The sequence below is a fragment of the Mycobacterium venezuelense genome, from assembly GCF_054919535.1.
Map to the genome: position 1 here is coordinate 1 of NZ_JBONDW010000080.1, position 333 is coordinate 333.

Sequence of the window (333 nt, forward strand, 5' to 3'; positions counted from 1 at the left end):
GGCTCGCATTGCTGAGGGTGCGGGTGCGGTGGCGGTGATGGCGTTGGAGCGGGTGCCTGCCGACATCCGCGCTCAGGGCGGGGTGTCGCGGATGAGCGATCCGGACATGATCGAGGGCATCATCGATGCGGTCACCATCCCGGTGATGGCCAAGGCCCGCATCGGGCATTTCGTCGAGGCCCAGATCCTGCAGAGCCTGGGTGTGGACTATGTCGACGAGTCCGAGGTGTTGACCCCGGCCGACTACACCAACCACATCGACAAGTGGAAATTCACCGTGCCGTTCGTGTGCGGGGCGACCAATCTGGGTGAGGCGTTGCGCCGGATCACCGA

1 protein-coding gene is annotated in these 333 nt (G+C 64.9%); it reads left to right on the forward strand.

Features of this window, described 5'->3' with window-relative positions; all coding sequences use genetic code 11:
• Positions 1-333 (forward strand): beta/alpha barrel domain-containing protein (locus ACRCUN_RS34275; protein WP_462146046.1); only part of this gene is annotated, 333 nt, incomplete at both ends.